We start from the raw sequence: 18,637 nt of genomic DNA on the forward strand, positions 1-18,637 counted from the left end.
GGTACCAGGGCCGCATGGGGTTCCGTGCGGCACTTTCTACGGTGTTGCCTGCTGGGCAACGGTCTCGGCTGTCTCGACATTCCCGCGCAGTTCCGCGGTGTCGAGCGGTCCCTGGACCCGAAGGGCCCGGGGGAACGCCCGGCGACGGAGCGCCAGGTCGATACAGACCAGGGCGGGGTGTACATACGCACCCCGGCCGGGCAGCGTACCGCTTGGGTCGGGGACGCATTCGCCCTCGACCGCCACGATGCGCAGCAGCTCACTCTTGGCCGCTCGCTCCCGGCACCCCACACACGTGCGCTCAGGGCATGCGCGGGCATGCGTCCGGCCAGACACGCTTAAGTCTACCTCCCCGCACCGACCTCACCCCTTTGGGGCAAAAATCGAACGGTTGTTGTCTTGATCAGTACGAGACCGGGCCGCGAAGCCCAGTCCGGACTACCCCCGGAGCGCCCGGGCTACTCCGGCCGGTCCTACTCCGCGGACTCCTCGGTGTCCGGCCGGATGTCGATGCGCCAGCCGGTCAGCCGGGCCGCGAGGCGGGCGTTCTGGCCCTCCTTGCCGATCGCCAGCGAGAGCTGGTAGTCCGGCACGGTCACGCGGGCGGAGCGGCCGGCCAAGTCGACGATCTCGACCTTGCTGACGCGGGCCGGGGACAGCGCGTGCGCCACCATCTCGCCCGGGTCCTCGGACCAGTCCACGATGTCGATCTTCTCGCCGTTGAGCTCGCCCATGACATTGCGCACGCGGCTGCCCATGGGGCCGATGCAGGCGCCCTTGGCGTTGAGCCCGGAGCGGGTCGAGCGGACCGCGATCTTGGTGCGGTGCCCGGCCTCGCGCGCGATGGCGGCGATCTCCACGGACCCGTCGGCGATCTCCGGGACCTCGAGGGCGAACAGCTTCTTCACCAGGTTCGGGTGGGTGCGCGAGAGCGTCACGGACGGGCCGCGCACGCCCTTGGCGACCCGCACCACGTAGCTGCGCAGGCGCATGCCGTGCGGGTACTCCTCGCCCGGCACCTGCTCCTGCACCGGCAGGATGGCCTCGAGCTTGCCGATGTCGACGAGGACGTTCTTCGGGTCGCGGCCCTGCTGGACGACACCGGTGACGATGTCGCCCTCGCGGCCCGCGTACTCGCCGAGGGTCGCGTCGTCCTCGGCGTCGCGCAGCCGCTGCAGGATGACCTGCTTGGCGGTGGTGGCGGCGATGCGGCCGAAGTCGGACGGGGTGTCGTCGAAGTCCTTGGCCTCCTGGCCCTCTTCGAGGTCCGCCGGGTCCTCCGTCGCCCACACCGTCACATGGCCGGTTTCCCGGTCCAGCTTCACGCGGGCGCGCCGGAAGCTTCCCTCCGTGCGGTGGTAGGCGATGAGGAGGGCCGACTCGATCGCCTCGACCAGCAGGTCGAAGGAGATCTCCTTCTCCCGTACCAGACCCCGCAGGGCACTCATGTCGATGTCCACGGCTACGCCTCCTCCTCTTCCGTCATGTCCTTCTTGTCCTTGCGGTTGAACTCGACCTGCACGCGCGCCTTGTCGATCTCGGCGAAGGCGATGCGGCGGGACGTGGGCTTGCGGCCCTTCACGCCGGGCACCTCGAGGTCGAGGCCCTCGTCGTCCACCTTGAGGATGCGGGCGACGAGCTCGCCGCCCTCCGTCAGCTGGAACTTCACCAGGCGGTCCACGGCGCGCAGATAGTGGCGGCGCTCGGTCAGGGCGCGCTCGGCGCCGGGGGAACCGACCTCCAGGTCGTACTCCCCCTCGCCCATGGCGTCGCTCTCGTCGAGCTTCACGGAGAGCAGACGGCTCACTTCCGCGATCGTGTCGAGGTCCACGCCGTCCTCGGAGTCGATGACGACTCGCAGCACTCGCTTGCGTCCGACCGAGGCCACTTCGATCTCTTCGAGATCCAGGTCCTGGGAGCTGACGAGCGGTTCCAGTAGATGCCGCAGCCTCTCGCTCTGGGTGGTGCTCATCCGGGTGACTCCTCGGCCGCGTGTGCTGTTGTGGGATCGTCGCGTGTCAGGTCAAAGGGTATCCGGTCCGGGAGGGTGTTGCCGTCCACCGCCGGACCCTCCGTACGCCGGGCGCGCTCGGGGTACGAGCCGATCGCGCGTACGAGGACAGGGCGCAGGTACGGTGATCACCGGGCCCGCGCCCACCCCCGCCCGCCGTCCGAGGCCCCGCCCTCCCTCTCGCACCGCCCCCTCGCTCCTTCCCCCGCCCCCGCCCTTCGTGCCCTCGCGGCCAACCTTTCCGAGGACGTCTGCCGTGCCGTCGTATCCCACGCCTTCGTGGTCCCGTCCGGGGCCGCGCCGAAGGAGCCTGCTGACCGGGGCCGCCGGCGCGGCCGGCACCACGCTGCTCGCCGGGTGCTCCGGCTCCGGCGACAGCGGCGACGGCCGCCCGTCCGCCGCCGCCGAGAAGCTGCGCGCGCGTGCGGCGCGGGACAGCGCCGGGCTGCTGCGGCGGTACGACGCCGTGCTCGCGGCCCACGCCCCGCTCGCCGAGCGGCTGCGGCCGCTGCGGGCGGAGGTGGCGCGGCACGAGAAGGCGTTCGCCGAAGGCCGCGCGACGGCGACGCCCACGCCGGCGAAATCCCCTGCGGGCTCCCCCGCCCCGGTCTCCGTCCCGGACTCCCCCAAGGACGCCCTGCGGTTCCTGGCCGCTGCCGAACGGGAGCTGGCCGGGCGGCGCGGCAAGGAGCTCCTCGACGCTCCCGCCGAACTCGCCCGGCTGCTCGCGTCGGTCGCGGCGGCGGGCGCCGCGCACGCCTACCTGCTGACGGAGGACGAGAAGTGAGCACAGTGAGCGCACGGACCGACGCGGGTGCGGCCCTGTCCGACGCACGCTCAGGCGCGTCGGACGACGACGCGAAGAGCGGGACGAAGGACGAGCTGAAGGCGCTGCAGGCGGCGCTGCGGGCCGAGCACGCGGCCGTGTACGGCTACGGGGTGGTGGGCGGCCGGGTCGGCGACGCGCGCCGGGACGAGGCCCGCACGGCGTACGACGCGCATCGCGCGCGCCGGGACGAGCTGCGGCGCGCGGTGCGCGAGCTGGACGGCGAGCCGGAGCCTTCGGCGGCCGCGTACGCGCTGCCGTTCCCGGTGCCGGACTCGGCGGCGGCCGTGCGACTCGCGGCGGAGCTGGAGGAGCGGGTCGCCGGGGTCTACTCCGACCTGGTGCGGGCGGCCGGCGGGGCGCGGCGGTCGGCGGCGGCCGAGTCGCTGCGGGAGGCGGCGGTGCGGGCGGCGCGGTGGCGCGGCGGGAGCGTAGCCTTCCCTGGGCTCTCGGAGCGGTCGGGTGGGTCTGGCGGGTCGGGTGGCTAGGTCCGGCTGGTCCGGATGGGCTGGTGGGTCCGGCCGATCTGGCGGGCCTGGCCGGTCTGACGGGTCCGGCGGGTCTGAAGGGTCTGACGGGTCCGGCGGGTCTGAAGGGTCTGACGGGCCTGGCCGGTCCGGCGGGTCTGACAGGTCCGGCGGGTCCGGCTGGTCCGGATGGTCTGACGGGCCTGGCCGGTCTGACGGGTCTGACTGGTCCGGCGGGTCTGACAGGTCCGGCGGGTCCGGATGGCCTGACTGGTCCGGCGGGTCCGGATGGTCTGACAGGTCCGGCTGGTCTAGCCGGTCTGGCCGGTCCACCGGGGTCCGGCTGGGCCCGGTGGGCGGTGGGCCCGGTGGGGCTGATCGGCTTGCGGCCGTGCGGATCCGGTGGGCCTGCTGGTTCCGATCGGGCCGGTGGCGGCTCGGAGGTCGGGGCGCCGCGGGACTGACCGCGCCACCACGTACGTATGCCTTCGGGCAGTTGGGACACGGACGTCTTCGGGCGGACGGGAAGGGAACACCTCGCGCATGGCTTTCGAACCGCCGCCGCGCCTCGTCCGTGCGCTCGGCGAGACGCCGCGCGACGCCGCCACCGACGACTGGCTCCACCGACTGCCCGAGCTGGCCCAGGAGGCCGTGGCGCGCTGGGAGCTGACCGTCGAGCGGGTGCAGGTGCCCGGGGGGCGCAGCAGCCTCGTCGTGCTCGTACGGACCCGGGAGGGCACGCCCGCGGTGCTCAAGCTGGTGCCGCCGCGGTCGCGGCCGGACAGCGAGCGGGCTGCGCTGGCGCACTGGGGCGGGCTTGGGGCCGCGCGGTTGTTGGACGACGTGGCGGAGGCCGCGGGCGACGGCGCGCTGCTCGTCGAGCGGTTGCAGCGGGACGTGTCCGTGCGGTCGCTGCCCGAGGCCAAGTCCATGCTGGAGGCGGCGGGGACGTTGCGGCGGCTGTGGGTGCCGCCGCCCGCCTCGCACCGGTTCGAGACCGTGGCGGAGCGGACGGGGCGGCAGGCCGAGGCGATGCGCTCCTGCGCCGATCCGGATGTCGCGCCCCTGGTGGCCGCCGCGCTCGCCGCGCGCGAGGAACTGCTCGCCTCGGTGCCCGAGGGGGCTGAGGCGTTGCTCCACGGGACGTTCCGGCAGAGCAAGGTGCTGGCCGCCGAGCGGGTGCCGTGGCTGGCCGTGGGGCCTGATCCGGTGGTGGGTGAGTGTGCGTTCGATCTGGCGCGGCTCGTGCGGGACCGGGTGGAGGACTTGATCGCTTCGCCGTCGGGGGCGGCGGTGGCTCGGCGGCGCGTGAAGCGGCTTGCTGAGGCGCTGGAGGTCGACCAGGAGCGGTTGCGGGGGTGGACGTTGTTCCGGGCCGTGGAGTCCGGCGTGCGCGCGCAGCGCGTCGGCCGCCCCCAGGACGCGGAGCTGCTCCTGGAGTTCGCGGGCTGGCTGTAGCCGTCGCGGGGCGCCCCAGTCCCGCCCCTTTTCCGTAACCAGGGGCTGCCGCCCCTGGACCCCGCCGATCGGCGCTCCGCGCCTCGTCCTCAAACGCCGGACGGGCTAAAACCCAGCCGCACCGGCTAGGTATAGCCCCTCCGGCGTTTGAGGAGCGGGGGTCTGGGGGCAGAGCCCCCAGTTTCCCGCGAGGACCCCTACGCCGAGAGGCGGGCGATCGCCTCCGCCACCGGGAGTTCCTCGCGGGCCCCCGTGCGGCGGTCCTTGAGCTCCAAGATGCCCTCGGCGGAGCGGCGGCCCGCGACGAGGATCTTCGGGACGCCGATCAGCTCGGCGTCGGTGAACTTGACGCCGGGGGACACACCCGCGCGGTCGTCGACGAGGACGCGCACGCCCGCGGCGTTGAGCTGCTCGGCGACGTCGAGGGCCAGCTCGGTCTGCACGGCCTTGCCCGCGGCGACGACGTGTACGTCGGCAGGAGCGACCTCCTTGGACCAGCAGAGCCCCTGCTCGTCGGCGGTCTGCTCGACGAGCGCGGCGACGGCGCGGGAGACCCCGATGCCGTAGGAGCCCATGGTGACGCGGACGGGCTTGCCCTGCTGGCCGAGGACGTCGAGCTGGAAGGTGTCGGCGTACTTGCGGCCGAGCTGGAAGATGTGGCCGATCTCGATCGCCCGGTCCAGCTTCAGACCGGCGCCGCAGGCGGGGCAGGGGTCGCCGGCCTGGACCACGACGACGTCCAGGTAGTCGTCGACCTCGAAGTCACGGCCGCAGACGACGTTGCGCGCGTGGGTGTCGGCCTTGTTGGCGCCGGTGATCCAGGAGGTGCCGGGCGCGACGCGCGGGTCGGCGATGTAGCGGACCTTCTCCAGGCCCTGGGGGCCGACGTAGCCGCGGACCAGGTCGTCGCGGCCCTCGAAGTCCTCGGCGGTGACGAGCTCGACCGCGGCGGGCGCGAGGTGCTCGCCGAGCTTGCCCAGGTCGACCTCGCGGTCACCGGGCACGCCCACGGCGACGATCTCGCCGTCGACCTTGACGAGGAGGTTCTTCAGGGTGGCGGAGGCCGGGACGCCCAGGTGCTCGGCGAGGGTCTCGATGGTGGGCGTGTCGGGGGTGTCCAGCTCCTCGACGGCCGCGTGGCCGTCGGCCGACACCGGCTTGAGGGCGAAGGTCACGGCCTCCGTGTTGGCGGCGTAGTCGCACTCGGGGCAGTCCACGAAGGTGTCCTCACCGGCGGGCGCGGGCGCGAGGAACTCCTCGGAGGCGGAGCCGCCCATCGCGCCGGACACGGCGGACACGATGCGGTAGTCCAGGCCGAGGCGCTCGAAGATGCGCTGGTAGGCGCCGCGGTGCAGGGCGTACGCCTCGGCGAGGCCCTCGTCCGTGGTGTCGAAGGAGTACGAGTCCTTCATCTGGAACTCGCGGCCGCGCAGCACACCGGCGCGCGGGCGGGCCTCGTCGCGGTACTTGGTCTGGATCTGGTAGAGGATCACGGGCAGGTCCTTGTAGGACGCGCACTGGTCCTTGACGACCTGGGTGAAGATCTCCTCGTGGGTGGGGCCGAGGAGGTACTCGGAGCCCTTGCGGTCCTTGAGGCGGAACAGCAGGTCGCCGTACTCCTCGTAGCGCCCGCTGGCCTCGTAGGGCTCCTTGGGCAGCAGGGCCGGGAGGAGGACTTCCTGGCCGCCGATGGCGTCCATCTCCTCGCGGACGACTCGGGCCACGTTCTCGTAGACCTTCTTGCCGAGCGGCAGCCACGTCCAGATGCCCGCGGCGGTCCGGCGTACGTAACCGGCGCGCACGAGCAGCTTGTGGTTGAGCGTCTCCGCGTCCGCCGGGTCGTCGCGCAGTGTCTTGACCATCAAACGGGACATGCGCTGGACCTGGGCCATGGTGATCTCCTGCGTCTTCCTGACGGGGGCGTCTCGTGCCGTGCATCGGCCTTCGGCCTCGTCCTCAAGCGCCGGACGGGCTTTAACCCCTGCTGCTACGAAAGTGTGATGGCCGCAGGTTAGCCGGGGCACGCGGGCACGCGGAAATCCGATTCAGGCGCCGGGCCGCCTCAGGGGCAGTGGTGCGCCCATGACCGCGTACGGCTTGGGGGCGCTCGGGAAGAGGACGCCGCGGGCCAGATCGGCGTAGCCGAGGGAGCGGTAGAGGGCGCGGGCGGGGCTCTCCGTGTCGATGGCGGAGAGGATCGAGCGGGGCTCGGCGGCGGAGTCCGTGATGGTGGTGATGAGGGAGCGGCCGATGCCGCGGTTCTGGTAGCCGGGCCGTACGTGCAGCTCGGTGATCACGAAGGACTCGTCGAGCCAGCCCTCCAGGCCCCAGCCGCGCAGATAGGGCTCGACGACGGTGGACCACCAGTGCGCGCGGTCGTTGGGCATGCCGTAGACGAAGCCGACGAGCCGTCCGTCGCGGGTGGTGGCGCCGAGCGCCCGCGCGCCGGGGTGGGTGAGGTGCCGCAGGACGATCTGGCGGCGTACCGCGATCTCGTCGTCGCTGAGCCCGAAGGCGAGCGCCTGCACGCGCAGCGCGTCGTCCACCCGCGCGGTCAGGTCGAGCGGCCCGATCACGACGTCGTCAGTCATGCGCGAACCCTACTTCGGGCACGTCGCGGGCAGTACGGAGCGGACGCGGCGGCCGGACGCGAGGGACTGGATCAAGACGCGCGCCGGAGCGGCGGCGGCACCACAAGACGCGACTCAGGACGGCCTGGGAGCGGCTCAGGACGGCTCAGCACGGACACCGTCAGAACAGGACGCTCATGAACGCCCCGACCTCCTTGAACCCCACCCGCCGGTAGGTCGCCCGTGCCGCCGTGTTGAAGTCGTTGACGTACAGGCTGACGACCGGGGCGACGTCCGCGAGGGCGTAGCGCAGGACGGCCGCCATGCCGGGGGCGGCGAGCCCCTGCCCCCGGTACTCGGGCGCCACCCACACGCCCTGCACCTGGCACGCGCGGTCGGTGGCGGCGCCGATCTCGGCCTTGAAGACGACGCGGCCTTCGGCGTCGAGGCGGGCGAAGGAGCGTCCGGCGCCGACGAGTTCGGCGACCCGTGCCTGGTAGAGGAGGCCGCCGTCACCGGCCAGCGGTGAGATGCCGACCTCCTCGGTGAACATCGCGACGCAAGCCGGCATGATCGTCTCCATCTCGTCCTTGCGGACGCGGCGGACGTACGGATCGGGCGCGACGTCGTCGGGCAGCCGGTCGGTGACCATGAGCGGCTGCTGGGAGCGGACCTCGCGGGCCGGGCCCCAGGACGGTTCGAGCAGGCGCCACAGGCGGGCGGTCGGTTCGGCGGGGCCGACGATGGAGGAGCAGCGGCGTCCTGCCCTGCGGGCGCGGTCGGCGAAGCCGCGGATCGCGCGCGGGGTAGCGCAGATCGGGACGAGGTTGGCGCCCGCGTAGCAGAGGGACTCCAGCATGCCGTCCTCGTACCAGCCCCACATCTCGCCGCCGAGGCGCCACGGGTCGAGGCCCGCGACGCGCACCCTGGCCGTGACGAAGGCGTTCGCGACCGGCTCGCGGTCGAGCACGGCGAGCGCGGCGTCCAGGTCACTCGGATCGAGGACCCTGGTGGTGGTCTGGGTCAACACGTGCGGGGGCCTCACCATACGGTCTGCTGATCTCCGCACTGTACCTGGCGAGGTTCCGCGGTGCCGCCCGGTCGCGGGTGGGCCACCGGGCGGCCGCGGGGCGCGGTCAGCGGCGGGACACGTGGCCGTGGCCGACCTGGATCTCGTCGATCTTGAGTTGCAGGTGGAAGTTCGGGGCGCTGGGCGCGGCCCAGGTGGTGGTGACGTCGAGCTTCAGGTAGCGGGCGCCGAGTCGGTCGCCGAGGTCGATGAAGCGGATGCCGCGGGCGCTCTCCAGTACCCCGGCCCTGACCTGCCGCCACCGCTTCCCGTCGTCGCTCGCGGACACCTTGTAGTCCTTGATCCGCGCGGAGTCCTCGGGCCTGCCGAAGGTCGAGCGGTTGTGGGTGGGTGACCACTCGCGCTGGTTGATGCCGAGGTGGGTGGCCTTCTTGCGGCTGCCGAGGTCGAGTGTGTACGAAGCCGGGAGTTTGCCCTTGTTGTCGGTGTACGTGGTGAAGTCGCCGTCGGTGAGGGCGGGCTCGCTCGCCTTGACGGAGCCCGTGGGGTAGACGCCCTCGCGCCGGTCGGTGGTCTCGACCTTGAAGACCGTGTCGTACGTGTCCCAGTTCTTGACGGACCGGATGGTGAGGCGGCCGTCGCTCTGGGCGAACGGCAGGGGCTTGCCGGTGCGCAGGTCGGTGATCTTCTTGACGCGGTAGCCGTTGTCGCGCAGGCGGACCTGGTCGCCGGAGGTGGGCCGGGTCGTGACGTGGACGTACTGCGTGGTGGGCTTGGCGCGGCTGATCGTGACGTAGCCGTACGCGCCGTCGTTCCAGGTGCCGGGCTGCATCCCGCCGTACATGTAGCCGCCGCCGTCGACGCCGTGCAGGGACTCCCAGATGGGCGGCAGGTAGTCCTTCATGAAGTTCGTGAACTTCTGCTGCTGGGGCGGGAATCTGCCGTCGACCATGGCCTGGAGGTCCATCAGGGACTTGATGGACGTACCCGAATTGGCCACGTAGCGGCCGACGTTGAGGCCCGTGTCGACCGGGCGGTCCTGGCCGTCGTACCACCAGGCGCCGGTGCTCGGCACCTTGTAGCAGGACTCGGTCAGGCGCGGCATGGGCGTCCAGACGGCCGAGGGCTGGTCGTAGGGCGGGGTCATGCCGGTCTTCTGCTCGTGGGACACCATGTCCATGGCGGCGGTGTCCTCGTTGTTGTTGCTCAGCGTCATGTCGGGCCGACGCTCGCGGATCTGCTCGTAGAGCTTGTGCTGCTCCCAGTACTCGTTGTCGTTGTCGATCCAGAAGCCGGACAGCTTCGGGTAGTTGTCCATGACCTCGAAGAAGTTGTCGTAACTGAACTCGCCGAAGCCGGGGCGCTGGGTGAGGTCGATGTCGCGGCCCTTGTGGGCGGAGTAGGCGGCCGAGTCGAGGGTCTCGATGCCCTGTTCGTCGTGCCACTTGGGGTCGTCGGTCATGTAGAGGATCGTCTTGACGCCCTTGGCCTCGCCCGCCTTGATCAGCTCGCCGAGGAAGTCCCGCTGCGTGGCGCAGGTGCCGGGGATCTTCGAGGGCCAGGGGCGGGCGTAGCCGAGCCGGGAGTGGAAGGTGGCGAGGACGATGTAGCTCGCCTTGAGCTTCTTGGCCTCGTCGACCCAGTAGTCGGGGGTCCAGCCGCCGTCGGTGACGGCCTTCTCCCAGGCGGCGCAGTCGTAGTGCTTGGGGCTGGTGAACATGCCCCAGTGCAGGAAGAGGCCGGCGGTGGCGTCCCTGAGCATGGTCTGGCGGGGCGGGTCGGCGGGCGGGCGCGGGGCTCCGGGCGCCGCGGCGGCTCCGGTGCCGGTGCCGGCGAGCAGCAGCCCGCCGAGCAGGGACAGGACCGCGACCCACAGGGGCCAGGGCCCGCGGCGGCGTACGGGGGTCATACGTGGACCTCGCTTCCGTTGACGTAGACCTTGTGGAGCCTCAGTTCGGGGGCGGCCTCGATGAGGTTCGGCTCGCTCATGCCGGTGAAGTCGCAGTGGGCGACGCGCACGGGACCGAAGGGGTCGGAGGCGAGCCCTTCGAGGTGCAGGGCGCGGCGCGCGCCGTCGTGGACCATGTGCTCGACGCGTACGTCGCGGATGACGGCGGGGTACGGGCCGGTCTGCCCGGAGTAGCGGGTGGTGAGGTAGACGCAGTCGCGGTCGATCTGCCGCCCGGTGAAGTCGCGTACGTAGACGCCGTCGATGGCGCCGCCCCGCTTGGTGTTGGTCTTCAGGAAGACGGGGTGGCGGGGGTTGTGACGCCCGGGGAAGTCGAGGGGGTTGATGCGGCAGTCCTCGGCGAAGATGTCGTACGCCCCGCCGGACATCTCGCTGCCGACGGCGATGCCGCCCCAGCGCCCGGAGAACACGCAGTCGCGTACGACGATGTTGCGGCTGGGCACGCCGACGCGGTGGCCGTCCTCGTCACGCCCCGACTTCACGGCGACGGAATCGTCCTCCGTGTGGAAACGGCACCCGGTGATGAGCACGTCGGCGCAGCACTCGGGATCGACGCCGTCGCTGTTGTTGATGCGCCCGATGACGTCGACGTCCTTGATGAGGACATTCGTGCAGAGCACCGGGTGCAGGGTCCACATGGCGGGTTCGAGGACGGTGACGTCCTGGATGAGGACGTTGCGGCAGCGGTAGAACTGCACCATGTTCGGGCGGAGGAAGTGCCCCGCGCCGAAGAGCCGCTGCTCGACTGGCACGCCCTGCTCCCCCATCCGCCGCAGCTCGGCCTGGTCGGCGGGCTGCCCGCCGCCGGGGTCGCGCCAGCTCTTCCAGGGCCCGTCCATGCCCTGGCCGTCGAGGGTGCCGTGCCCGGTGACGGCGAGGTCGCGCTCGCCGTGGGCGTACACGAACGGCGAGTAGTTCCAGCACTCGGTGCCCTCCCAGCGGGTGAGCACCATCGGCAGGTAGTCGGCGGGGTCGGTGGAGAACAGGACGGTGCCGTCGACGCGCAGGTTCACGCGGCTGCGCAGGCGGATCGCGCCGGTCAGGAAGCGGCCTCCGGCGGGTACGACGACGTGGCCGCCGCCCGCGCGATGACAGGCTTCGATCGCGCGGCGGATGGCTGCGGTGTTCTTCGTGACGCCGTCTCCGACCGCGCCGAAGTCACGTATGTCGTAGCGGTGTTGGGGGAAGCGGGGCGGTCTGATGCGGGCCAGGATGGCGGGGACTCGGGACCAGGGGTCGTCGGTCGGGGTGCCTGGCCGGGCCGCCGGGTCCGCCTCGGCGGCGTACGCGGGTAACAGCGGGGACGTCGCCGCGAGGGCGCCCGCCGTCAGCGCCGTACGGCGGGTGGGACGTGCACGCACAGGACATCACGCTCCAGAGTGGGGGAAGGGGGCGGGAGAGTCAGGGCAGGTCAGGGGTGGGTGTGCTCCTCCTTGACCCGCGTCACCAGCTGCGTCGGGTTGACGAACCGCAGCGCGATCACGAGCAGCACGAGCATCGACAGCGTGTACATCACGGCCATCGCGTCGATGGACTGCTGCGTGCGGATGCCCGCGGAGAACACGGCGTAGTAGAGCGCCACGACGAGGGTCTGGCTGTCTGGCCCCGCCGTGAGGAAGGTCAGCTCGAACATGCCGACCGTCCGCACCAGGACCAGCACGGACGCGGCGAGGATGCCCGGTACGAGGAGGGGCGTGAGGACGCGCAGCAGGACCGAGCCCGTGCGCGCGCCGCACATCCTGGCCGCCGCCTCGATGCGCGGGTCGATCTGCTCGATGAACGGCGTCATCGTCAGGACGACGAACGGCACCGACGGCACGAGGTTGGCGAGCACGACCCCCGTGAGCGTCCCGGCGAGGTGGAACTTGTACAGGACGGTGGCCAGCGGGATGCCGTACGTCAGCGGCGGCACCAGGATCGGCAGCAGGAACAGGAGCAGCACCAGCTTCTTGCCGGGGAAGGACCGCCGGGCGAGCGCGTAGGCGGCGGGCACCCCGATCAGCACCGAGACCGCCACCACCAGCACCGACACCAGCGCCGTCGTCCAGAAGACCTGCCCGAGCGAGAACTCCCGCCAGGCCGCCCCGTACCACTTGGTCGTCCACCCCTCCGGCAGCCAGGTCGTGAACCAGCGCGTGCCGAAGGAGTCCGCGAGCGGTACGCCGACGACGCCCGCGAGGTTGACGAAGAAGAAGCCGAAGACGGCGGCGGCGATCCAGGTCCCCGGCCGTCCCCACCGGCGTCGGCGCGTGACTTCCTTGGCGCGCGCCGTCGGCCGTCTCTCCAGCAGGTCGGCCATCAGCCCTTGCCTCCCGTCGCCCCGCGGTAGAGCAGCGACCGCCAGCCGAGTACGAGCAGGACGACCGCGAGCATCACGGCGGCCATCACCATGGCGATCGCGGAGCCGAGCGCGTAGTCGAACTTCTGGAACGCCGCCTGATAGGCCTCGATCGAGATGACGTGCGTCTCGCCCCGCGGGTCCCCGACGAGCTGCGCCGACGGGAACACCGCGAAGGCCAGCACGAAGGACAGACAGAACGTGATGGCCAGCCCGGGGGCGAGCAGCGGCAGCAGGACGTACCGGAAGCGCTGTGCCCGGCGCGCGCCGAGTGTCGCGGCAGCCTGCTCCAGGCTGGGGTCGATGCCGGTGAGATACGAGAGCGTGAGGAGGTACGCGAAGGGGAAGCCGGTGATGATCAGTGAGGCCAGAACTCCCCAGTAGTTGTGGACGAGTTCGAGCGGCTGGTCGATGAGGCCGATGCCGCGCAGCGCCTTGTTGAGCCAGCCGTTCGGGCCGAGGTAGCCGAGCAGGCCCTGTGCGGTGAGCACGGTGCCGAGCGTGATCGGCATGACCAGGAGCGTGGTGATGAGCCTGCGGCCACGGAACGGACCCCGGGTGCGGAACGCCACCGGCACTGCCGCCAGACAGTTGACGAGCGCCGCGGGCACGGCGAGTTTCAGCGTGATCCAGATGGTCTCGCGCAGATACGGGTCGTCGAAGAAGCGCCGGTAGTTGGCGAGGGCGCCGCCGCCGTCCTTGGGCTGGAAGGACAGGCCGAGGCCGTAGCCGAAGGGGTAGCAGAACAGGAGCAGGAGGAAGGCGACGCCGGGGGCGGCGAGGAGGAGGGTGCGGTCCATGCCGCGTTCGGCCAGGCGGTGGCGGAGGGCGGGTCGCGCCTCCCGGTGCGCTTCCCGGCCGACGGCCGCTCCCCTCGTACCTCTTTTGCTCCTCGTATCCCTCGTATCCCTCATACCCCTCACGCCGAGACCGCCTTCGGCCGCTTCCCCGCGTACGTCGCCGAGTCGCCCCGCGCGTCCTCACCGGCGTCGTCCGCGTCGCCCGCGTCGTCCGGCCCGAAGACGAGCACCCGCTCGGGCGGCGCCGCGACGCGCACCTCGTCGTCGGGGGCGAGCCGCTCGCGGGTGCGCAGGTGCAGTGCCTGGCCGTCCGAAAGGCGGGCCTGCACGGCGAGTTCGCGGCCGTGGTACTCGACGACCTCAACAGTCGCGGGCAGCGTTCCGCCCGGGTGCGGAGTCCCGTCCGGCACGACCTCCAGGTCCTCGGGGCGCACGGCCGCCGTGGCCCGCTCCCCCACCGGCACGCCGTCCCGGTCGGTTCCGGTGATACGGCTGCCCGCGAGGGTGAGGGCCGGGGTGGGGCCGGGGCCTGTGACCGTGACGTCGAGCATGTTGCGGTAGCCCATGAACCCGGCGACGTACCGGTTGGCGGGCCGCGCGTAGACCTCCTCGGGGGTGCCGATCTGCTGGGTGCGGCCGTCGCGCAGGACGACGAGCCGGTCCGCGAGCGACAGGGCCTCCTCCTGGTCGTGGGTCACGTACACGGTGGTGAGGCCGAGCCGCTGGTGCAGTCGGCGGATCTCGGTGCGCATCTCCAGGCGCAGCGCGGCGTCCAGGTTCGACAGGGGTTCGTCCATCAGGACGAGGCGGGGTTCCAGGACGACGGCGCGGGCGATGGCGACGCGCTGCTGCTGGCCGCCGGAGAGCTGGCCGGGCCGCTTGTGCGCGTGCGCGGTGAGGTGCACCAACTCCAGTGCGCGGTCCGTCCGTTCGCGCGCCCGCGCCTTCGGCACCCGCGCCATCTTCAGGCCGAAGGCCACGTTCCCGCGCACCGTCATGTGCGGGAACAGCGCGTAGTTCTGGAAGACCATGCCGAAGCCGCGGCGTTCGGGGGCGAGTCGGTCGATGCGCTCGCCGTCGAGCAGGATCGCTCCCCCGGTCAGGGGCAGCAGCCCGGCCAGGCAGTTGAGCGCGGTGGACTTGCCGCACCCGGAGGGGCCGAGGAGCGCGACGAACTCGCCGCCGCGGATCTCCAGGTCCAGCTCGTGCAGGGCGCGCTGCCGCCCGAAGCTGCGCGAGACCCGCTCACAGCACAGGGAGCCGAAGGAGGAAGTGGAGCCCGGCGAGGACCCGGACGGCGACATCCGCTCACCCGCCCGCGACGTTGCGGTTCCACAGGTCGAAGGCCTTGACCTGGGCCTGCGCGGGCAGCGACGGCTTCTTCGGGAACTCGTCGATCCAGCGGTCGAAGTCGGGGACGCCGTACTCCTCGATGACCTTCCGCGACTTCGCGGGCGCCATCGACAGGGGTACGTCCTTGACCGCGGGCCCGGGGTAGAAGTAGCCGTCGTCGTACGCCTTGGCCTGCTGCTCCGGCGTCAGGATCCACTTGATCAGCTGGAGTACGGCGGACATCGTGTCGGCGTCGACGCCCTTCGGCACGACCGCGTACTGCGCGTCCGTCACCCAGGTCATGCGGTCGAAGCGGCCGACGGCCATCTTCTTGGGGACGGTGCCGAGCGCGCGCGGGTTGATGTACCAGCCCGTCGTACTCATGATCATGTCGACCTGTCCGCCGGCCAGGTTCTTCATGGTCTCCGTGGTCCCGGAGGCGTAGGGCGCGGTGTACTTGTCGAGTTCCTTGAGGTACGCCCACGTCTTGTCCCAGCCCTTCTCCGGGTCCGCCGGGTCCTTGTCGCCGAGCAGGTACGGCAGGCCCATGAGCCAGGTGCGGCCGGGGCCGGAGTTGGCGGGGTCGGCGTACTGGAACCGCTTGGGGTGCTTCTTGGCCCAGGCGAGCAGGGCCTGCGGGGACGCGGGCGGGCTCTTGACCGCGTCGGGGTCGTACTCGACGAGGGGGCCGGACGGGTAGTACACGATCGCGGTGCCCTTGCCCTGCGCCAACTCGGCCATGTCGGCGGCGGGTTGGAGGTAGTCGGGGTCGCCGACGCGGTCGCGGAAGGGCTTCATGTCGGCCCACAGGTCCTGTTCGACGCCCGCGGCGAGGCCGTCCGTGCCGGTCAGGACGAGGTCGATCTGGACCCGGCCCGCCTGCTGCTGGGCCTTGATCTTCCCGGCGAGGTCGGGGGCGGGCGCCTTGGAGTACGTGACCTTGGAGACCGTCTCGGGGTGTGCGCGCTCGAAGGCCTCGATCATGCCCTGGGTCAGCTGGAGGTTCCCCGCCACATCGAGCACGTCGAGCGCGACGGCCTTGCCGGGCTTGGCGGGCACGTCCTTCGCGTCCTGGTCATCGGATGAATCGCCGTCGGGAGCGCCACAGCCGAAGGCGGCGGCGACAAGGACAAGAGCGGCGACGGTCGGCCGCAGGCCACGGCTTCTGGGCGGGCGAGCCTTGCGAGTCGTACGGAACACGGCGGCTCCCTCGGACATCGGCGAGGACGAGGCCGCCGTGAGGTAGCGCTTCCTCGGTCCAGGTGCCCGAACAAGGTCCTGCCATACATCGGAGCTGTCAAGACGGTGCGCTGGTGGAACCGCGAACGTGCAGCTCAACGGGGAGGGCCTCGGCGTCGACGTCCTCCAGAGCGTCGTCCCCGTCCGTGTTTCCGTCCATCAGCCGGACGAGCGCGACGGCGGCCGCCCGCCCGAGTCCGCTGCGGGGTACCGCTACCGTCGTGAGCGGCGGCGAGGAGAACCGGGCCAGGTCGATCTCGTCGAATCCGGTGAGCGAGATGTCCTCGGGGACGCGTACGCCCAGCTCGGCGAGGCGGGACAGCAGGCCGAGCGCGACGAAGTCGTTGTACGCGACCAGGGCGGTGCCGTCGGCCTCCAGGGCGCGCTCGGCGGCGGCGTAGCCCTCGTCCGTGGTGGAGCCGCAGGCCAGCACGGTGACGTGCAGGCCGAACGCCTCGGCGCCCGCGAGGGCGCGCAGCCGCTCCCGGTTGGCCCAGGAGCCCTCGGGTCCGGCGAGGTAGACCACGCGGCGGTGGCCGAGCTGGGCGAGGTGGCCGCACACGGCGAGCACGCCCTGGTGGAAGTCCACGCCGACGGTGTGCAGGGCGAGGCCGGGGGCGCGGCGGTTGGCCACGAGGAGCGGGACGCCGCGGGACGCCAGGGCGGCGAGGTCCGCGCGGGGCATGCGGGGTGCGCACAGGAGCAGGCCGTCGGCGTAGCGGATCAGGTCCTCCGCGAGGTCCCGCTCCACGTCGGGGTCCTCGTCGGAGTCCATCACCAGGACCCTGGCGCCGCTGTCGCGCACCGTCGCGGAGAACGCCTTCACCAGGTCGCTGAAGTGCGGGTTCGCCAGGTCCGGCACGAGTACGCCGAGGGTGCCCGAGCGGCCTCGGGCCAAGCCCTGGGCGGCGGCGCTCGGGCGGTAGCCGAGGTCGGCGATGGCCTGGCGGACGCGGTGCGCCAAGGCGGCGTCGACTGTCGCGACCTCGTTGAGCACGCGCGACACCGTGGTCACCGACGCGTCCGCCGCGCGGGCCACGTCACCGATGGTGACGCGCTTCCCCCGACCTTTCGCCACCATCGGCTGCCGCCCCCCTGCCACGCCTCGGGGAACCGCTTCCCCGGGGTCGGGGGTGTTCCTTCCCTGCGGGTGCGGGGGCGGAACCTGCGCCGCCGCTGCGCGGCGGCCCCCACGGCGGGAAAGCCGACGCCCGCCCCCCGCCAAGGCTCAAGGCCCAGGGGCCGGAACTAGCTGATCGTGACCTCGGGCTCGCCCGACATCACGCCGTCCTTCTCCATCTGCTCGGCGATCTTCATCGCCTCCTCGATCAGGGTCTCCACGATCTTCGACTCCGGGACGGTCTTGATGACCTCGCCCTTCACGAAGATCTGCCCCTTGCCGTTGCCGGACGCGACACCCAGATCGGCCTCACGCGCCTCACCGGGACCGTTCACCACACAACCCATGACGGCCACGCGCAGCGGGACCTCCATGCCCTCAAGACCCGCCGTCACCTCATCGGCCAGCTTGTAGACGTCCACCTGCGCCCGCCCGCAGGACGGGCACGACACGATCTCCAGACGGCGCTGGCGCAGGTTCAGCGACTCCAGGATCTGAATGCCGACCTTGACCTCCTCCGCGGGCGGGGCGGAGAGCGAGACGCGGATGGTGTCGCCGATGCCCTCGCTCAGCAGCGCACCGAAGGCGACCGCCGACTTGATCGTGCCCTGGAAGGCGGGGCCGGCCTCGGTCACACCCAGGTGCAGCGGGTAATCGCTCGCGGCGGCCAGCTGCCGGTAGGCGTTGACCATCACCACCGGATCGTTGTGCTTCACCGAGATCTTGATGTCCCGGAAACCGTGCTCCTCGAAGAGCGACGCCTCCCACAGCGCCGACTCCACCAGCGCCTCGGGGGTCGCCTTGCCGTACTTCTTCAGCAGCCGCGCGTCCAGGGAGCCGGCGTTGACGCCGATGCGGATCGGGGTGCCCGAGTCGCCCGCGGCCCGCGCGATCTCCTTGACCTTGTCGTCGAACTGCTTGATGTTCCCCGGGTTCACACGCACCGCCGCACACCCGGCGTCGATCGCCGCGAACACGTACTTCGGCTGGAAGTGAATATCCGCGATCACCGGAATCTGCGACTTCCGCGCGATCACCGCAAGCGCATCCGCATCGTCCTGCGTCGGACACGCCACCCGCACGATCTGACAGCCCGACGCCGTCAGCTCCGCGATCTGCTGCAACGTCGCCCCGATGTCCGACGTACGCGTCGTCGTCATCGACTGCACCGACACCGGCGCGTCCCCGCCGACAGCCACCGAACCGACCTGGATCTTGCGGCTGACCCTGCGGTCGGCGAGCTTGGTCGGTACGGACGGGATTCCGAGAGAAACGGCAGTCATCTGGCGTGCATCCCCAAGGTGTGGATCAAGGTCCCGATTTCGGCGGGCACCGGGCTTCGCGGCTTCGCGCGTACATCGCTCATTCGCGGGTTCGAGATTACGGCAACCCACCGCAAGCAAGCACATCACGCCCCGATGTCCACCCAATGGTGGGCGGGCCCGCACATACGCGGGCGGTCGGCCACACATCGTGC

General features: G+C 71.6%; 17 protein-coding genes. 3 read left to right on the plus strand and 14 right to left on the minus strand.

The features are described 5' to 3' along the window. Nucleotides 1-36: 36 nt before the first annotated feature. The 3 genes from IEY91_RS34920 to rimP all read right to left on the minus strand — a co-directional run bounded on the left by IEY91_RS34920 (nucleotide 37) and on the right by rimP (nucleotide 1,972). On the minus strand, nucleotides 37-336 hold the full coding sequence (locus IEY91_RS34920; protein ID WP_164319908.1) for a YlxR family protein: 300 nt from the start codon (nucleotides 334-336) through the stop codon (nucleotides 37-39). A gap of 137 nt (nucleotides 337-473) precedes the next feature. Continuing rightward, complete coding sequence (gene nusA, locus IEY91_RS34925) at nucleotides 474-1,460, minus strand: transcription termination factor NusA (RefSeq protein WP_164319910.1); 987 nt, start codon at nucleotides 1,458-1,460, stop codon at nucleotides 474-476. A 2-nt stretch (nucleotides 1,461-1,462) separates the two neighbouring features. Then, on the minus strand, nucleotides 1,463-1,972 hold the full coding sequence (gene rimP, locus IEY91_RS34930) for a ribosome maturation factor RimP (RefSeq protein ID WP_189177048.1): 510 nt from the start codon (nucleotides 1,970-1,972) through the stop codon (nucleotides 1,463-1,465). Between the two features lie 295 nt (nucleotides 1,973-2,267). Between rimP and IEY91_RS34935 the strand changes: the two genes are divergently transcribed. The 3 genes from IEY91_RS34935 (at nucleotide 2,268) to IEY91_RS34950 (ending at nucleotide 4,762) form a co-directional block, all read left to right on the plus strand. Further along, nucleotides 2,268-2,798 (plus strand): hypothetical protein, encoded by a 531-nt coding sequence (locus IEY91_RS34935; protein ID WP_189177049.1) that lies wholly within the window; start codon nucleotides 2,268-2,270, stop codon nucleotides 2,796-2,798. Between the two features lie 35 nt (nucleotides 2,799-2,833). After that, nucleotides 2,834-3,325, plus strand: a complete 492-nt coding sequence (locus IEY91_RS34940; protein WP_189177121.1) for a ferritin-like domain-containing protein — start codon at nucleotides 2,834-2,836, stop codon at nucleotides 3,323-3,325. A 522-nt stretch (nucleotides 3,326-3,847) separates the two neighbouring features. Further along, nucleotides 3,848-4,762: an aminoglycoside phosphotransferase family protein gene (locus IEY91_RS34950; RefSeq protein WP_164319917.1), complete on the plus strand. Its 915-nt coding sequence runs from the start codon at nucleotides 3,848-3,850 to the stop codon at nucleotides 4,760-4,762. A 197-nt stretch (nucleotides 4,763-4,959) separates the two neighbouring features. Here IEY91_RS34950 and IEY91_RS34955 read toward each other — a convergent pair whose 3' ends face one another. The 11 genes from IEY91_RS34955 to ispG form a co-directional block, all read right to left on the minus strand. Continuing rightward, on the minus strand, nucleotides 4,960-6,654 hold the full coding sequence (locus IEY91_RS34955) for a proline--tRNA ligase (RefSeq protein WP_189177051.1): 1,695 nt from the start codon (nucleotides 6,652-6,654) through the stop codon (nucleotides 4,960-4,962). 153 nt (nucleotides 6,655-6,807) lie between these two features. Next, the gene (locus tag IEY91_RS34960) at nucleotides 6,808-7,353 is read right to left on the minus strand and encodes a GNAT family N-acetyltransferase (protein ID WP_164319921.1); all 546 of its coding nucleotides are present in this window, start codon (nucleotides 7,351-7,353) and stop codon (nucleotides 6,808-6,810) included. A 160-nt stretch (nucleotides 7,354-7,513) separates the two neighbouring features. Next, the gene (locus IEY91_RS34965; RefSeq protein WP_189177052.1) at nucleotides 7,514-8,362 is read right to left on the minus strand and encodes a GNAT family N-acetyltransferase; all 849 of its coding nucleotides are present in this window, start codon (nucleotides 8,360-8,362) and stop codon (nucleotides 7,514-7,516) included. 106 nt (nucleotides 8,363-8,468) lie between these two features. Beyond that, nucleotides 8,469-10,271, minus strand: a complete 1,803-nt coding sequence (locus tag IEY91_RS34970) for an alpha-L-fucosidase (protein WP_189177053.1) — start codon at nucleotides 10,269-10,271, stop codon at nucleotides 8,469-8,471. Further along, the gene (locus tag IEY91_RS34975) at nucleotides 10,268-11,692 is read right to left on the minus strand and encodes a glycoside hydrolase family 28 protein (protein WP_189177054.1); all 1,425 of its coding nucleotides are present in this window, start codon (nucleotides 11,690-11,692) and stop codon (nucleotides 10,268-10,270) included. Before IEY91_RS34975 ends, IEY91_RS34970 begins: the two co-directional genes overlap by 4 nt. A 50-nt stretch (nucleotides 11,693-11,742) precedes the next feature. Then, nucleotides 11,743-12,630 carry an ABC transporter permease gene (locus IEY91_RS34980; protein WP_229697436.1) on the minus strand — a complete coding sequence of 296 codons (888 nt, stop codon included), beginning with the start codon at nucleotides 12,628-12,630 and terminating at the stop codon, nucleotides 11,743-11,745. After that, nucleotides 12,630-13,469, minus strand: a complete 840-nt coding sequence (locus tag IEY91_RS34985; RefSeq protein ID WP_229697437.1) for an ABC transporter permease — start codon at nucleotides 13,467-13,469, stop codon at nucleotides 12,630-12,632. Before IEY91_RS34985 ends, IEY91_RS34980 begins: the two co-directional genes overlap by 1 nt. A 119-nt stretch (nucleotides 13,470-13,588) precedes the next feature. After that, on the minus strand, nucleotides 13,589-14,773 hold the full coding sequence (locus IEY91_RS34990) for an ABC transporter ATP-binding protein (RefSeq protein ID WP_189177056.1): 1,185 nt from the start codon (nucleotides 14,771-14,773) through the stop codon (nucleotides 13,589-13,591). Between the two features lie 4 nt (nucleotides 14,774-14,777). Next, a complete protein-coding gene (locus IEY91_RS34995; protein WP_229697438.1) occupies nucleotides 14,778-16,001 on the minus strand; it encodes an ABC transporter substrate-binding protein in 1,224 nt (407 codons plus the stop codon). 97 nt (nucleotides 16,002-16,098) lie between these two features. Continuing rightward, on the minus strand, nucleotides 16,099-17,121 hold the full coding sequence (locus IEY91_RS35000; RefSeq protein WP_189177058.1) for a LacI family DNA-binding transcriptional regulator: 1,023 nt from the start codon (nucleotides 17,119-17,121) through the stop codon (nucleotides 16,099-16,101). Between the two features lie 167 nt (nucleotides 17,122-17,288). Next, a complete protein-coding gene (gene ispG / locus IEY91_RS35005) occupies nucleotides 17,289-18,443 on the minus strand; it encodes a flavodoxin-dependent (E)-4-hydroxy-3-methylbut-2-enyl-diphosphate synthase (protein ID WP_164319937.1) in 1,155 nt (384 codons plus the stop codon). Nucleotides 18,444-18,637 lie beyond the last annotated feature (194 nt).

The organism is Streptomyces lasiicapitis (assembly GCF_014646335.1).
GTDB lineage: Bacteria > Actinomycetota > Actinomycetes > Streptomycetales > Streptomycetaceae > Streptomyces > Streptomyces lasiicapitis.

Bases quoted from the DNA above. Each gene is read 5' to 3' on its own strand.
- IEY91_RS34955 (WP_189177051.1), bottom strand. From the start codon at position 6,654: ATGGCCCAGGTCCAGCGCATGTCCCGTTTGATGGTCAAGACACTGCGC.
- IEY91_RS34990 (WP_189177056.1), bottom strand. From the start codon at position 14,773: ATGTCGCCGTCCGGGTCCTCGCCGGGCTCCACTTCCTCCTTCGGCTCC.
- IEY91_RS34980 (WP_229697436.1), bottom strand. From the start codon at position 12,630: ATGGCCGACCTGCTGGAGAGACGGCCGACGGCGCGCGCCAAGGAAGTC.
- ispG (WP_164319937.1), bottom strand. From the start codon at position 18,443: ATGACTGCCGTTTCTCTCGGAATCCCGTCCGTACCGACCAAGCTCGCC.
- IEY91_RS34960 (WP_164319921.1), bottom strand. From the start codon at position 7,353: ATGACTGACGACGTCGTGATCGGGCCGCTCGACCTGACCGCGCGGGTG.
- IEY91_RS34950 (WP_164319917.1), top strand. From the start codon at position 3,848: ATGGCTTTCGAACCGCCGCCGCGCCTCGTCCGTGCGCTCGGCGAGACG.
- rimP (WP_189177048.1), bottom strand. From the start codon at position 1,972: ATGAGCACCACCCAGAGCGAGAGGCTGCGGCATCTACTGGAACCGCTC.
- IEY91_RS34985 (WP_229697437.1), bottom strand. From the start codon at position 13,469: ATGGACCGCACCCTCCTCCTCGCCGCCCCCGGCGTCGCCTTCCTCCTG.
- IEY91_RS35000 (WP_189177058.1), bottom strand. From the start codon at position 17,121: ATGGTGGCGAAAGGTCGGGGGAAGCGCGTCACCATCGGTGACGTGGCC.
- IEY91_RS34970 (WP_189177053.1), bottom strand. From the start codon at position 10,271: ATGACCCCCGTACGCCGCCGCGGGCCCTGGCCCCTGTGGGTCGCGGTC.